Below are 14691 nucleotides of genomic sequence, written 5' to 3' on the forward strand. Positions count from 1 at the left end.
GCCCGCATCGCGCGGGCGGGAAGGGGTTTCAGGAACGGGGTTCGAAACGCCGCGGCGGAAAGGCCGCGGCCACGAGCGCGCGGAGATCGGCAAGCGGGGCATCCGGACCGAAGGCGCCGAGAGCCCGGGCCTGCACGAGCACGTTGCCGAGCGCCGTCGCCTCGACGGGCCCGGCCAGCACCGGCAGCCCCGAACGATCAGCGGTCGCCTGGCACAGCAGGGTGTTCAGGGCCCCGCCGCCGACGAGATGCACGACGTCGATCTCGCGATCCGCGAGGGCCGCCGCGGTGCGCAGCGTCGTCGCGAACGCCTGGGCGATGCTCTCGACGATGATCCGCGCGAACAGCGGGCGCTCAGAGCGAGCGGGGACGTCGATCCCGAGCAGGGCGGCGATGCGCGTCGGCATGTCACCGGGCGCCGCAAGCGAGGGGTCATCGGCGTCGAACAGCCGGTCCGGCGTCGGGACCGAGCCCGCGGCGGAGAGCAGCTCCCCGAGGTCGACGGGCACACCGTCGACCTCCGACCACGCGCGCACGGTCTCGCTCAGCAGCCACAGGCCGGTGACGTTGTGCAAGAACCGGATGCGCCCATCGACACCGCCCTCGTTGGTGAAGTTCGCCCGGCGGGCGGCATCCGTCACGATGGGCTCCTCGAGCTCGAGACCCACCAGCCCCCACGTGCCGCACGAGATGTAGGCCGCGTTCGCCGACGACATCGGCACCGCGACCACGGCCGAGGCGGTGTCGTGCGAGCCGACCGCGACCACCGGAAGCGCGTCGAGGTCGGCGGCGAGGCCCACGGTCTCACCGGGGTCGACGAGCGGGGGGAGTACGGATGCCGGCAGGCCCAGCGCTCCGGCGAGCGCGGCGTCCCACTCCCCCGTGTGGACGTCGAGCAGACCCGTCGTCGACGCGTTCGTGCGCTCGGCGACGCGGCGACCCGTCAGGCGCTCGGCGAAGAGGTCGGGGATCAGCAGGCTCGACTCGGCAGCCGCGAGTCGCGCGTCCGCGGCGTACTGGTACACCGTGTTGAACGGCAGGAACTGCAGACCGTTGCGGCGGTACAGCTCTTCGAAGGGAACGACGGCGTGCACGGCATCCACCCCGCGCGCGCTGCGCTCGTCGCGGTAGTGGAACGGCTCCGCGACGAGTTCGCCGTCGCGCAGCAGCCCGTAGTCGACCGCCCACGAGTCGATGCCGACGCTCTCGATCGCGGGCTCGCGGCGCAGCGCCTCGGCGAGGCCCGCGCGCACGTGACCCCAGAGCGCTTCGATGTCCCAGTGCCAGCCGTCTTCGCGCTCGACGGGTCCGTTCGGAAAGCGCGCGACCTGCTCGAGCTCGAGCACTCCCTCACCGACGCGGCCGATCATCACCCGGCCGCTGGTCGCGCCGAGGTCGACGGCCGCGACGGCGCGGACGGGCCCGGCCGCCCACGCCGTGTCGACCCCGACCGGGGCCGGCGCGGCATCGACGGGCCCGGCCGACCCGGCACCGCTCATCGCAGGAACGCCGCGGCGACGCCCGAATCGACGGGGATGTGCAGGCCGGTCGTGCGCGAGAGCTCGGGACCGGTGAGCACGTACACCGCGTCGGCGACGTTCTCGGGCACGACCTCGCGCTTGAGGATGGTGCGGTTGGCGTAGAACTGACCGAGGTCCTTCTCGTCGACGCCGTAGGTGGCGGCGCGGTTGGCGCCCCAGCCCGCGGCGAAGATGCCCGAACCGCGCACGACGCCGTCGGGGTTGATGCCGTTGACCCGCACGCCGTGCTCTCCGAGCTCGACCGCGAGCAGTCTCACCTGGTGCGCCTGGTCGGCCTTGGTGGCCGAGTACGCGATGTTGTTGGGGCCGGCGAAGACGGAGTTCTTCGACGAGATGTAGATGACGTCTCCACCCATCTTCTGCGCGATGAGGGCCTGGGCCGCCGCCTTCGACACGAGGAACGAGCCCTTCGCCATGACGTCGTGCTGAAGGTCCCAGTCCTTCTCGGTGGTCTCCAGCAGCGACTTCGACAGCGAGAGCCCTGCGTTGTTGACGACGAGGTCGACGCCGCCGAAGGCCAGAACCGTGGCGTCGATCGCGGCCTGCACGCCCTCGGCGTCTGCGACGTTCGCCGCCACGCCGATCGCGACGTCGGTGCCGCCGAGCTCCGCCGCGGCGGCCTGGGCCTTCTCGAGGTCGAGGTCGGCGACGACGACGCACGCGCCTTCCGCGGCGAGGCGGGTGGCGATGGCCTTGCCGATCCCGGATGCCGCCCCCGTGACGAACGCGATCCGGCCCTGGTGCGTCTTGGGCTTCGGCATGCGCTGCAGCTTCGCCTCTTCGAGCGCCCAGTACTCGATGCGGAACTTCTCGGCATCCGAGATCGGAGAGTACGTCGACAGGGCCTCGGCTCCCCGCATGACGTTGATGGCGTTGACGTAGAACTCCCCCGCCACCCGCGCCGTCTGCTTGTTGGCGCCGTACGAGAACATGCCCACGCCCGGTACGAGCACGATGAGCGGGTCCGCCCCGCGGATGGCGGGCGAGGAGGCATCCGCGTGCGCGTCGTAGTACGCCTGGTAGTCCTCGCGGTACGCGACGTGCAGCTCTTTCAGGCGCGCGATCGACGCCTCGACCGACGCATCGGCGGGCAGGTCGAGGATTAGCGGCTTGACCTTGGTGCGCAGGAAGTGATCGGGGCAGCTCGTGCCGAGAGCGGCGAGAGCGGGGGCCTTCTCGGATGCCAGGAAGTCGAGCACCGCCGAGGAGTCGGTGTAGTGGCCGACCATGGGCTTGTCGGTCGAGGCGAGCCCGCGGATCGTCGGGGCGAGGGCTGCCGCCTTGGCCCGGCGCTCGGCCTCGGGGAGCGCGGCGAACCCGTCGCGCACCCCGCCGAAGGGCTCGGCCGCCCCGTGCGCGTCGATGTAGGCCTGCGCGGTGTCGATGATCCAGAGGCTGTGACGCTCGGCCTCTTCAGAGGTGTCGCCCCACGCCGTGATCCCGTGACCGCCGAGGATCGTGCCGATCGCCTGCGGGTTCTGCTCCTTGATCGCTGCGATGTCGAGACCCAGCTGGAAGCCGGGGCGACGCCACGGCACCCACACGACCTTGTCGCCGAAGATCGTGGACGTCAGCTCCTCGCCGTCGGCCGCGGTGGCGATCGCGATGCCCGCGTCGGGGTGCAGGTGGTCGACGTGCGCGGCATCCACGAGTCCGTGCATCGCGGTGTCGATCGAGGGGGCGGCGCCCCCCTTGCCGTGCAGGCAGTAGTCGAAGGCAGCGACCATCTCGTCTTCGCGCTCGATGCCGGGGTACACGTCGACGAGCGCGCGCATGCGGTCCAGGCGCAGCACCGCGAGGCCCTTCTCGGTGAGGGTGCCGAGGTCGCCCCCGGAGCCCTTGACCCACAGCAGCTCGACCGGCTGGCCGGTGACGGGGTCGATGTCGGTGCCCTTGGCGGAGGTGTTGCCCCCGGCGTAGTTGGTGACCTTCGGGTCGGAGCCGAGGCGGTTGCTGCGCGCGACGAGGTCGGCGGCGGTGGAACGGGTCATGGAAGTGTCCTCCTGGAAGAGAGCGATCAGAGGTTCGGGGGCACGGGCGTCGACAGGGGCACGTTCGCGCCGTACCGCTCCTGCTCGATCTCTTCGAGCGACTTGCCCTCGGTTCTCGGCGCCCACACGGTGCCGATGACGAGCGCCGCCACCAGCAGCGCCAGGATGATGAGCCCCAGCACGGCCAGCCCGGTCTGGGCGAGCAGGATCGGGAACACCAGGCTCAGCAGGCCCACCATCACGCGGGCGAGCATGAAGAGAACGCCCTGGGCGCTGGCGCGGTACCGGGTGGCGAACAGCTCCGCCGTCCACAGGCCGTAGAACGCCTGGGCACCGAGACCCGCCGAGACACCCCACGCGACCGCGAAGAACAGCAGCGAGCCCAGGCCCGGCGGGGCGTAGATGAGCACGGCCCACGCGACAACCCCGAGTGCGGCTCCGCCGAAGTAGAGCCAACGGCGGCTGACGCGGTCGCCGTAGCGCATGAAGCCGAAGTACGTGGCGGCCGCGGTGAGGGTCCACACGAGCACCTGCAGGAGGTTCTGCTGCACCGGGTCGTGCAGCCCCGAGGCGTCGTAGACACGCGGCTGGAAGATGCCCGCTTGACCGGCCACGGTGTTCCACAGGCCGTAGACGCCGAGCAGGAACAGCAGCGCCGTCCAGTTCTTGCGCTCGCGCAGGAGCCCCGCGAGCCCGCTGAAGAACGAGATCCGCTCCCCCGCGCTGGTCGCAGCCGCCCGCTGCTCCTTCCAGCGGCGCGACTCGGGCAGGCCCCGGCGCACCCACCACGTGACCGCGGCGATGACGAACAGGTGCAGGAAGATCAGGCGCGAGCCCCACAGGCCCAGCGGGCCCACCACGACGGCGAGCAGGAACCCGACGGCCGGGCCGATCGACCACGCCAGCTGTGCGGTGCCGACGTGGGCCGCGCGGTGCTCGCTGGGCGCTTCCTCGGCGATGTAGGTCCAGGATGCCGGCACCCCGGCGCCGACCGCGATGCCCATGAGGATGACCCCGGCCAGGAGCATGGCGACGTTGGCCGAGAAGGCGACCAGAAGGGCACCCACCATGAACACGATGAGGTCGTAGGTGTAGATGAACTTGCGGCCGAGACGGTCGCAGAGGGGGCCGCCGATCGCGGCGCCGATCGCCGAACCGAAGGCGTTGGCGGACAGCGCGGCGATCACGCCGACGACGCCGTCGCTGAAGCCGAACGACTCCTGCCACAGGGTGAGGCTCGTGGCGAGGGCGATGATGGCCCCGGCCTCGATGTAGTTCGACATGGCCACGGCGATCGTGGCCTTCCACGCCGACAGCGGGCGCTTCGTGGTGGTCGTGGTCATGATCAGGCTCCCCATCCGGCCTGGGTGCCGCCGACGCGGTCGGCGGCGATACGGGTCTGGTAGTCGGAGGCCGCGTAGGCCGCCATCGGGTCGGCGGGCAGGCCCCGCGACTCCCGCCACTCGGCGAGGGCGGGACGCACGTCGGTCGAGAACGCGTCCATGAAGATCGCGTTCGCGGTGAGCACGTCGTTCTCCTGCTGAGCCGCGGCGAGCGCGTCGCGGTCGAGCAGCAGCGCGCGAGCGGTCATCTCCTGCACGTTCAGCACCGAGCGGATCTGCCCGGGGATCTTGGCCTCGATGTTGTGACACTGGTCGAGCATGAAGGCGACCTCGGGGTTGTTCAGGCCGCCGCCGCGCACGACCTCGACGAGGATGCGGAAGAGCTGGAACGGATCTGCCGCCCCGACGATGAGGTCGTCGTCGGCGTAGAAGCGTGAATTGAAGTCGAACGAGCCGAGCTTTCCGAGCCGCAGCAGCTGCATGACGATGAACTCGATGTTCGTCCCCGGCGCGTGATGCCCGGTGTCGAGGCAGACCATGGCCTTGTCGCCGAGCGAAGCCACCTGCACGTACGACGTTCCCCAGTCGGGGACATCGGTGTGGTAGAACGACGGCTCGAAGAACTTGTACTCCAGCACGAGGCGCTGGTCGTCGCCGAGGCGCGCGTAGATCTGGCGCAGGGAGTCGTTCAGACGGTCCTGGCGATCGCGCATGTCGTTCTGACCGGGGTAGTTCGACCCCTCGGCGAGCCAGATCTTCAGATCGCGCGAGCCCGTGGCATCCATCACGTCGATGCAGGCGAGGTGGTGCTCGATCGCCTTGCGGCGAATGCTCTCGTCGTGGTGGGTGAGGGCGCCGAACTTGTAGTCCTCGTCCTGGAAGGTGTTGGAGTTGATGGTGCCGAGGCGGACCCCCAGGTCTTCGGCGTGACGGCGGAGGACGCCGAAGTCGTCGACGAGGTCCCACGGGATGTGCAGGGCCACGCTCGGCGCGAGCCCGGTCAGGCGGTGGACCTCGGCGGCATCGGCGATCTTCTCGAAGGCGTCTCGCGGGGTGCCGGGGGTGGGGAACACGCGGAAGCGCGTTCCGGAGTTGCCGAACGCCCACGAGGGCAGCTCGATGGCCTGCTTCTCGAGGGTCGCGAGGATGTCGGGTGACAGCGTCGTCATGAGCGGGTGCTTTCGGTCGGGGCGGATGCCGGAGACCCGGCGTCCGCGAGCTGATCGGCGAGGTGGAACACTTCGGTGAGGGGCGTGGCGGCCTGGTCGGGTCGACCGTCGAGATCGGCGAAGAACGGGGCCATCTCGGCCTCCCACGCCGCGGCGATCGGGGACGCGGCGAGATAGGCCTGCGCGGCGGCATCGTCGTCGGTCTCGTAGTAACCGAACAGCGTGCTGGTGCCGCGATCGAGGAACAGCGAGTAGTTGCGGCGTCCCGCCGCGGCGATCTCGGCGAGCATCTCGGTACGCACGGGGCTGTGCCGCGCGACGTACGCATCGGCGAGATCGGGTCGGACGCGCAGCGTGAAGGCAACGCGGTCTGTCATGTCACTCCTTCGTGGTCGTTCACGGATCGGAGAGGGCAGACGTCGCCCGGCGACGATTCGATGTTGAATCGTTCCAATCGGTGAATCGTTTCAGAGAGTAACCTGGTCGGACGCGTTCGTCAACAACCGGGGGGAGCACCGATGGCGCCGAGCATCAAAGACGTCGCCGCGGCCGCCGGCGTCTCGGTCGGCACGGTGTCCAACGTGCTCAATCGCCCCGAGAAAGTCGCGCCCTCGACGGTCGAACGCGTGCACGAGGCGATCGACGATCTCGGCTTCGTCCGCAACGACGCCGCGCGGCAGCTCCGGGCGGGCAACAGCCGCTCCATCGGCCTCATCGTGCTCGACAGCGCGAACCCGTTCTTCGCCGACGTCGCCCGCGGCGCCGAGGACCGCGCGGCGGAACACGGCATGACCGTCCTGCTCGGCAACAGCGGCCACAACGGCACTCGCGAGAGCGCCTACCTGGACCTCTTCCGCGAGCAGCGCGTGCGCGGAGTGCTCCTCACCCCCAGCGACCTCGCCTCACGGGCCCTCGCATCCGCGGGCATCCCGCTCGTTCTCGTCGACGGGGAGCTGCCCGATGCCCGCGTCCCCGCCGTTGCCGTCGACGATGTCGAGGGCGGCTACCTCGCCGTGCAGCATCTGCTCGCCCAGGGACGACGCCGCATCGCGTTCATTGGCGGACCGCTGTCCGTACGGCAGGTGGCCGACCGCCTTGCCGGCGCACGACGGGCCCTCGCCGAGGTGCCCGGCGCCCACCTCGAGGTCATGCCGACGCCGGCGCTGACGGTACTCGCGGGTCGCGCCGTCGGCGAGCAGTTCGCCGCGCGCGCCGAAGCCGACCGACCGGATGCCGCGTTCTGCGCCAACGACCTCCTCGCCGTCGGCGTGCTCCAGGGCGCGACGATCCTCGGCTCGATCCGCGTGCCCGCCGATCTCGCCCTCATCGGCTACGACGACATCGACTTCGCCCAGGCGACGGTGGTGCCGCTGTCATCCATCCGCCAGCCCGCGCACGCGATCGGCGCGACGGCGGTCGATCTGCTCCTGGAGAACAGCGCCGACCCGCCCGCCGCACCGCGCACCGTGCGCTACCGACCCGAGCTCGTCGCCCGGGCATCGACCGGAGCCTGAACCCAGACCCGGCCGACGGCCCCGGGGTCGGCCATCGGCGGACGCGTGATCAGCCCCTCCACGAGGCAGGCCCCGCCGTGGCCCGCGTCACCCCTCGACCGGCTCCTGACGCGTCGTCCGCGCGTCAGTGCGCCGGTATTCCCTCGACGCCATCGGCCTGCTTCGGCGTCCGCACGAAGGCCGCGAGCACGATGACCGCCAACGACAGGCACGCCGCGACGAAGAAGGCGGTGTGGATGCCGGAGGCCGTGGCATCCACCATCGAGACTCCCTCACCGGTCGCGGCCGCCGCGGCGCCGACCGTCATGAGCGTGACGAACACCGCGGTGCCCGCGGCTCCGGCCAGCTGCTGAACGGTCGAGACGATCGCCGAACCGTGCGGGTAGAGGTGGCGCGGAAGCGAGCCCAGGGCCGAGGTCATGAGCGGGGTGAACATGAACGCCAGACCCAGACTCAGCACGCAGTGCACCGCGATGACGAAGCCGATCGACGTCGAGGCATCCAGCGTCGCGAAGCCCCACAGGGCGACGCTCGCGACGATCGCGCCGGACAGCACGAGGGGACGGGCGCCGAAGCGGTCGAAGAGGTTGCCGACGAGGGGAGCCATCAGCCCCATCAGCAGGCCACCGGGCAGCAGCATCAGCCCCGTGGGCAGGGTGCCGAGTCCGAGCACGTTCTGGACGTACAGCGGCAGCAGGATCAGCACACCGAAGAGCATCGTCATCGCGACCACCACCAGCACCACGGCCACGGTGAACGTCGAGTGCCGGAACACCGCGAGGTTCAGCAGCACCCGGTCGGTCGACCCGAGACGGAGCTGACGGACGACGAAGACGGCGAGCGACGCGACGCCGATCACGAGCGGGATCCAGATCGGCACGAGGGCGTGGCCGCCGGCCGCCTCGCCGATGCTCGACAAGCCGAAGATGATGCCGCCGAACGCAAGCGCCGAGAGGACGACCGACAGCACGTCGAGGGTGACGCGACGCGTCTCGGTGAGGTTCTGCACCCAGCGGGCACCGAGCGCGATCGCGATGAGGGCGATCGGAACCATGACGATGAACATGGCCCGCCAGGGGAAGACCGAGAGGATCAGGCCCGAGACCGTGGGACCGACGGCGGGTGCGACCGAGATGACGATCGAGATGAGGCCCATCATGCGTCCGCGGCGGTGCGCGGGCACGACGTTGAGGACCGTCGTGAACAGCAGCGGGATCATGATCGCCGTCCCCGACGCCTGCACGATACGACCGATGAGCAGGACGCCGAAGCCGGGGGCCGAGGCCGCGACGATCGTGCCGAGGGTGAACAGCCCCATCGCGGTGAAGAACAGGGCGCGAAGCGGGAAGCGCTGGATCAGGTAGCCCGTGGCGGGGATCACGACGGCCATGGTGAGCAGGAACGCCGTGGTGAGCCACTGCGCGGTGGCCGCGGTGATGTCGAGCTCGCGCATGAGCTCGGGCAGGGCCACACCCATGATCGTCTCGTTGAGGATCACGACGAAAGCGGCGATGACGAGCAGGGCGATGACGGCGCCCGGGCGGCTGGCGGCCTTTGCGGGCGGGCTGACGGTGGGAACGGTTCCGGTGGCGACCACGAGCGACCAATCTAAGCAGAGCGGGACAAGTTGGCAGTTACTGCCAATAAGACATGGACTACTGTAGCCGACATGGAGACCGCAGCGGCACCCGTCGGCGAGGGACTACGCGAACGTCGCCGACGCGAGACGACCCTCGAGATCTGCGAGGCGGCCCTCGACCTGTTCGAGGAGAAGGGCGTCGCCCGCACCACGGTCGACGAGATCGCCGCCCGTGCCGGGGTGTCGGCGCGCACGTTCTTCCGCCTGGCGGGCACGAAAGAAGACGCCGTCTTCATCGACGACGAGCGCTTCGTCTCGGCCCTGGCCGAGGTCGGATCCGACGGTGACGACATCGCCGCCCTCACCCGGGCCCTGCGGGAGGTCTTCGCTCTCGAGCTCGGCCGCCTCAACGCCGACGCGCGAGCGCGCGAACGTTTCCTTCGCGTGCGCCGCCTGATCGGCCATGAGCCGTCCCTGCTGGGCACAGCCATCCGCCGGGAGTCGACCTCGTCCGACCGCTTCGTTCCCGACGTCGCTGCTCGCGTCGGCCTCGGCGAACTCCCCGTGCGAGCCGCGATCGGCCTCGCGGCCCTCGAGATGCGCACCGCCCTCGACGAGTGGGCGCGCTGCGCCGACCGTGGCGAGACCGCCGACCTGCTCACCCTGCACGGCGACGTCCAGCGATTGCTGGGCGCCGCGGCATCCGCCCCCGGCCCGGCGCTCAGGTCTCGCGCGTGATCGTGACCTTGACCTTCAGGTTGCTCTTGCCGGGGCCGGCGTAGACACCGCGCAGCGGGGGGACGTCGTTGTAGTCGCGACCGCGACCCACGAGCACGTGCCGGTCGCCGATCTCGATGTTGTTGGTGGGGTCGAACCCCTGCCAGTCGCCGGCGAACCACTCGACCCACGCGTGCGACTCGCCCGTCACCGCCTCGCCGACCTCGGCCGACGGTCTCGGGTGCAGATACCCCGAGACGTAGCGGGCCGGGATGCCGACCTCGCGCAGCGCCCCGATCGCGATGTGCGCGATGTCCTGGCACACGCCCTTGCGGGCCTCCCAGGCGTCGACCGCCGTCGAGTGCACACCGGTGACGCCCTGCATGTAGTCGATCGCGTCGCCGATCGCCTCGGCGATCGCGTGCGCCGCGGGCCCCGGCCGATCGTGCTGCGACGCGATCGAGCGGGCGAGCTCGGCGACCTCGGGGTGCGGGGTCGTCCGACGGGTCTGGGTGAGCTGCTCGACGGTCGTGATCGAGCGAGCGGCCTCGGCGGCCAGCTGCTCCCACGTGATGTCGGCGTGCTCGATGGGGCGCGGGCGCACCTCGACGAGCGAGCGCGCCGTGATCGTCAGCGCCGCGTGCGGCGACAGCACGTCGAAGGCTGCGACACGCGTGCCGAAGTAGTCGACGTACTGATTGACCGAGGTCGAGGGCTCGATGTCGAGCGACGAACTCAGCACGAACTGACTGTCGGTCGAGTGCGGCAGCATGCGTGCCTCGTTGTACGAGGCGACGACATCCCCCGGGTAGACGAACCCGGTCTGGTGCTCGATGCGAAGGCGTTTCATGAGATCTCCCCGATCCAGCTCGGCTCGGCCTGCGTCGGGAAGAACCGCGAGCGGATCGCCTCCGATGCCTCGCGCGTCACCGTCTGTACGCGCTGCATGTGCTCGGGCAGCTCCGCCAGGATGTCGCTGACCGGACGGTACTCGAGATCGTTGCGAATCTGACCGAGGGCCCTGAGCACGGTGTTGGAATGGCCGACGCGATCGGCGCGCGGGTCGATCGCGCTCATGCAGTCCTCGGCGCGCTGGATCGAGTAGATGATCGAGCGCGGGAAGAGACGGTCGAGCAGGAGGAACTCGGCGGCGTTGCGCGCGCTCGGCATGCCCCGGTACGTGCGCAGGTACGCCTCGTACGCACCGCATGAACGGAGGATCGTCGTCCACGACGGACCCGACACCTCGGTGAGCGAGCGGGTCGCCAAGAGGCGCGCGGTCATGTCGGTGCGCTCGATACTGCGCCCCAGGGTGAAGAACTGCCACGCCTCGTCGCGGTTCGTCGACGAGTCGACGATGCCGATCGCCAGGGCCGCGCGCTCGCGCACCCACTGGAAGAACTCGTGCACCTTGTCGGTCTGCAGACGACGCGGCATCCGGGCGTTCGTGGTGTTGAGGATCTCCCACAGCTCGGTCGAGACGATCTCACGCGCACGGCGGGCGTTCTCCCGCGCCGCGGTGAGCGAATAGGCGATGCTCGAGGGGTTCATACGGTCGACCGCGAGACGGGCGAGCACGTCGTCGCGTCGCACGGAGTCGACGTTCTCGGGCCAGGCGGACCCCATGACGCTCAACAGCGACCGGCATGCCGTGTCCTCGTCGATCCACGGGTCCTCGAGCAGCAGCTGCAGATGCACGTCGAGGATGCGGGCGGTTCCGTCGCTGCGCTCGATGTAGCGGCCGATCCAGAACAGCGACTCGGCGATGCGGCTCAACATTCGGGCACCTCCCTCGACTGCTGCTGCTGCTCGGCCTGCGGACCGTGCTGCACCGTGGCATCCTGCTGCTGCTGCTCCTGCTGCTCTTTGCCGGAGGCCGAGCCGGGTCGCGGGTCGCGCGGAGAGGTCGAGGGAGCGGGCTGACCGTCGTAGATGATCGGGATCGACTCGGTCACGGCGGCCTGATCGGCGACGAGGCCCGAGACGCCGTTGCCCTGCCCGTACTCCACGTGGGAGGGGGCGGAACCACCGACGATCCAGGTGTCCTTCGAGCCGCCGCCCTGGCTGGAGTTGACCACCAGCTGCCCCTCGGGGAGCGCGACGCGGGTGAGTCCCCCGGGCAGGACCCAGATGTCGTCTCCGTCGTTCACCGCGAAGGGGCGCAGGTCGGCGTGGCGCGGGCGCATGCCGTCTTCGACGAGGGTCGGGATGGTCGAGAGCATGACGACGGGCTGGGCGATCCACCCGCGCGGGTCGGCCTTCAGCCGCTTGCGGAGGGCGTCGAGCTCGGCGGGCGAGGCGTCGGGCCCCACCACGAGCCCCTTGCCACCCGAGCCGTCGACCGGCTTCACCACGAGTTCGGGGAGGCGGTCGAGCACCTCCTCGAGAGCACCGGGATCCTCGAGCCGCCAGGTGTCGACGTTCTTGAGAATCGGCTCCTCGGCGAGGTAGTACCGGATCAGGTCGGGCACATACGTGTAGAGCAGCTTGTCGTCGGCGACGCCGTTGCCCACGGCGTTGGCGATCGTGACGTTGCCCAGGCGCGCGGCGAGCATGAGCCCGGGCGCACCGAGCATCGAGTCGGCGCGGAACTGCAGCGGGTCGAGGAAGTCGTCGTCGACGCGGCGGTAGATGACGTCGACGCGCTGCGGGCCGCGCGTGGTGCGCATGAACACCTTGCCGCCGATGCACAGCAGGTCACGGCCCTCGACGAGCTCGACGCCCATGAGGCGCGCGAGCAGGGTGTGCTCGAAGTACGCCGAGTTGTAGACGCCCGGGGTGAGCACGACGATGTTCGGGTCGTCGATCCCGGGCGGGGCCGAGGCGCGGAGGGCGGCGAGCAACTTGTTCGGGTAGTCGCCGACGGGGCGCACCCGCATCGACACGAACAGCTCGGGCAGCGTCTGCGCCATGACGCGGCGGTTCGAGATGACGTACGAGACGCCCGAGGGCACCCGCACGTTGTCTTCGAGCACGCGCATCTCGCCGTGCTCGTCGCGGATGAGGTCGATGCCCGACACCTGGATGCGCACGCCGTTGGCGCTGCGGATGCCCGCGGCCTGCCGGTAGAAGTACTGCGACGACGAGATGAGACCGGCGGGCAGGATGCCGTCGCGGACGCAGTGCTGGCTGCCGTAGGCGTCGTCCAGGAACGCCTCGAGGGCTTTGACGCGCTGCTTCACGCCGGCCTCGATGCGCGACCACTCGTCGTACGCGATGACCCGGGGCACGGCATCCAGGGGGAAGGGACGCTCCTCGCCCGCGAAGTCGAAGGTCACGCCCTGCGCGAGGTACGAACTGGCGAGCGACTCCGTGCGTCCGCGCAGCTCTTCCTGCGTCATCTGCGCGAGCGTCTGGTACAGCTCCCGGTACGCCTCGCGAGAGGGGGCGGCTTCTCCGGGACTCGCCGGAACGCCGAACATCTCATCGAACGCCGGAATGCCGGAAGCGGTCTTGCGCGGCGCCAGCGTGGAGCCGTAACCGTCGAACAGGTCACCCATGCGACGACTCTACTCAGCACCGTGTTGCGGTCACGTTTCCCACCCGCGCTGGCGCACCGATCAGGCGTGAGGGGCCGATAACTGTCGCCTGGCGCTGCTCCAGGCGACGAAATTCGACCCCTCACGCGGAGGCGGCGCGGCTCAGCTGCCGGGGCGCAGGACGACCTTGATGCAGCCGTCCTCCTTCTTCTGGAAGGTCTCGTACAGGCCCGGGGCGTCCTCGAGGGGAGCGTGGTGCGTGACGAGGTCCATGACCCCGAGCGGGTCGGCGGGATCCTCGACGAGCGGCAGCAGGTCGTCGATCCACCGTTTGACGTTGCACTGCCCCATCCGAAGGTTGATCTGCTTGTCGAACATCGTCTTCATCGGCAGCACGTCGGCCTCTCCGGCGTAGACACCGCTCAGCGAGACGGTGCCGCCGCGGCGCACGAGGTCGATCGAGGCGTACACGGCCGCGAGACGGTCGAGCCCGGCCTTGTCCATGAGCTTCTGCGCGAGGGCGTCGGGGAGCAGGCCGACGGCGTTCTGCGCCAGCCGGATGCCGCCGTTCCCGTGGGCCTCCATGCCGACGGCATCCACCACGCCGTCCGCCCCGCGCCCCTCGGTGAGGTCGACCAGTTCGTCGACCACGGTGTCGGTCAGGTCGTAGGTCAGGATGCCGTGGCGCTCGGCCATCGCGCGGCGCTCGGGCTCGGGTTCGATCGCGAGCACGCGGTAGCCCAGGTGCACGCCGATGCGCGCGGCGAACTGCCCGACCGGGCCGAGGCCCATCACCGCGAGCGTGCCGCCCTCGGGGACGTTCGCGTACTGCACGCCCTGCCAGGCCGTGGGGACGATGTCGCTGAGGAACAGGTAGCGGTCGTCGGGCAGGTCGTCTCCGACGCGGATGTGGTTGTAGTCGGCCAGCGGAACGCGCAGGTACTCCGCCTGACCGCCCGGCACCTGGCCGTACAGCTTCGTGTAGCCGAAGAGCGCCGCGCCGCTGCCGTACTCGCGCACCTGCGTCGTCTCGCACTGCGACTGCAGACCGCGGCGGCACATGAAGCAGTGGCCGCACGAGATGTTGAACGGCACGACGATCCGGTCGCCGACAGCGAGGTTCGTCACGGCCGATCCCACCTCGACGACCACGCCCATCGGCTCGTGTCCGAGAACGTCGCCCTTGTCGATGAAGGGGCCGAACAGCTCGTAGAGGTGCAGGTCGGAGCCGCAGATGGCGGTCGAGGTGATCTTGACGATCGCGTCGGTCGGCTCGAGGATCTCGGGGTCGGGGACCTCCTCGACGCTCACGTTGCGCTTGCCCTGCCAGGTCAGTGCTTTCATGGTGGTGCCTCTCGT

12 protein-coding genes are annotated in these 14691 nt (G+C 70.1%); 2 read left to right on the plus strand and 10 right to left on the minus strand.

What is annotated here, in order from left to right; translation table 11 throughout:
* Positions 1–28: 28 nt before the first annotated feature.
* From J2X55_RS00605 to J2X55_RS00625, 5 genes are read right to left on the minus strand one after another with little or no spacing between them, the layout of a single operon-like run.
* On the minus strand, positions 29–1498 hold the full coding sequence (locus tag J2X55_RS00605) for a rhamnulokinase family protein (RefSeq protein WP_309821464.1): 1470 nt from the start codon (positions 1496–1498) through the stop codon (positions 29–31).
* Positions 1495–3531 carry a bifunctional aldolase/short-chain dehydrogenase gene (locus J2X55_RS00610; protein WP_309821466.1) on the minus strand — a complete coding sequence of 679 codons (2037 nt, stop codon included), beginning with the start codon at positions 3529–3531 and terminating at the stop codon, positions 1495–1497. Before J2X55_RS00610 ends, J2X55_RS00605 begins: the two co-directional genes overlap by 4 nt.
* Positions 3532–3557: 26 nt before the next feature.
* A complete protein-coding gene (locus tag J2X55_RS00615; protein ID WP_309821468.1) occupies positions 3558–4874 on the minus strand; it encodes an MFS transporter in 1317 nt (438 codons plus the stop codon).
* Between the two features lie 2 nt (positions 4875–4876).
* Complete coding sequence (rhaI, locus tag J2X55_RS00620; RefSeq protein ID WP_309821470.1) at positions 4877–6043, minus strand: L-rhamnose isomerase; 1167 nt, start codon at positions 6041–6043, stop codon at positions 4877–4879.
* Positions 6040–6420: an L-rhamnose mutarotase gene (locus tag J2X55_RS00625; RefSeq protein WP_210111350.1), complete on the minus strand. Its 381-nt coding sequence runs from the start codon at positions 6418–6420 to the stop codon at positions 6040–6042. Before J2X55_RS00625 ends, rhaI begins: the two co-directional genes overlap by 4 nt.
* 141 nt (positions 6421–6561) lie before the next feature.
* Here J2X55_RS00625 and J2X55_RS00630 point away from each other — a divergent pair, with 141 nt between their 5' ends.
* Complete coding sequence (locus tag J2X55_RS00630; RefSeq protein ID WP_309821472.1) at positions 6562–7557, plus strand: LacI family DNA-binding transcriptional regulator; 996 nt, start codon at positions 6562–6564, stop codon at positions 7555–7557.
* A 124-nt stretch (positions 7558–7681) separates the two neighbouring features.
* On the opposite strand, the gene J2X55_RS00635 is transcribed toward J2X55_RS00630, so the two are convergent.
* Positions 7682–9154 (minus strand): MDR family MFS transporter, encoded by a 1473-nt coding sequence (locus J2X55_RS00635; RefSeq protein WP_309821474.1) that lies wholly within the window; start codon positions 9152–9154, stop codon positions 7682–7684.
* Positions 9155–9226: 72 nt separating this feature from the next.
* On the opposite strand from J2X55_RS00635, the gene J2X55_RS00640 reads away from it, so the two are divergent.
* The gene (locus J2X55_RS00640; RefSeq protein WP_309821476.1) at positions 9227–9874 is read left to right on the plus strand and encodes a helix-turn-helix domain-containing protein; all 648 of its coding nucleotides are present in this window, start codon (positions 9227–9229) and stop codon (positions 9872–9874) included.
* On the opposite strand, the gene J2X55_RS00645 is transcribed toward J2X55_RS00640, so the two are convergent.
* From J2X55_RS00645 to J2X55_RS00660, 4 genes are all read right to left on the minus strand, one after another.
* Positions 9858–10703, minus strand: a complete 846-nt coding sequence (locus tag J2X55_RS00645) for a transglutaminase family protein (RefSeq protein WP_115917014.1) — start codon at positions 10701–10703, stop codon at positions 9858–9860. The genes J2X55_RS00640 and J2X55_RS00645 overlap by 17 nt on opposite strands.
* Positions 10700–11632 carry an alpha-E domain-containing protein gene (locus J2X55_RS00650; protein WP_115917012.1) on the minus strand — a complete coding sequence of 311 codons (933 nt, stop codon included), beginning with the start codon at positions 11630–11632 and terminating at the stop codon, positions 10700–10702. The genes J2X55_RS00645 and J2X55_RS00650 overlap by 4 nt, the downstream gene beginning before the upstream one ends.
* On the minus strand, positions 11626–13353 hold the full coding sequence (locus J2X55_RS00655; RefSeq protein WP_309821478.1) for a circularly permuted type 2 ATP-grasp protein: 1728 nt from the start codon (positions 13351–13353) through the stop codon (positions 11626–11628). The genes J2X55_RS00650 and J2X55_RS00655 overlap by 7 nt, the downstream gene beginning before the upstream one ends.
* Before the next feature lie 141 nt (positions 13354–13494).
* Entirely contained in the window at positions 13495–14676 is a 1182-nt protein-coding gene (locus tag J2X55_RS00660; protein ID WP_309821480.1) for a zinc-dependent alcohol dehydrogenase, read from the minus strand.
* Between the last annotated feature and the right edge of the window lie 15 nt (positions 14677–14691).

The sequence above is a fragment of the Microbacterium sp. 1154 genome (assembly GCF_031455375.1).
In the GTDB taxonomy this organism is placed as follows: domain Bacteria; phylum Actinomycetota; class Actinomycetes; order Actinomycetales; family Microbacteriaceae; genus Microbacterium.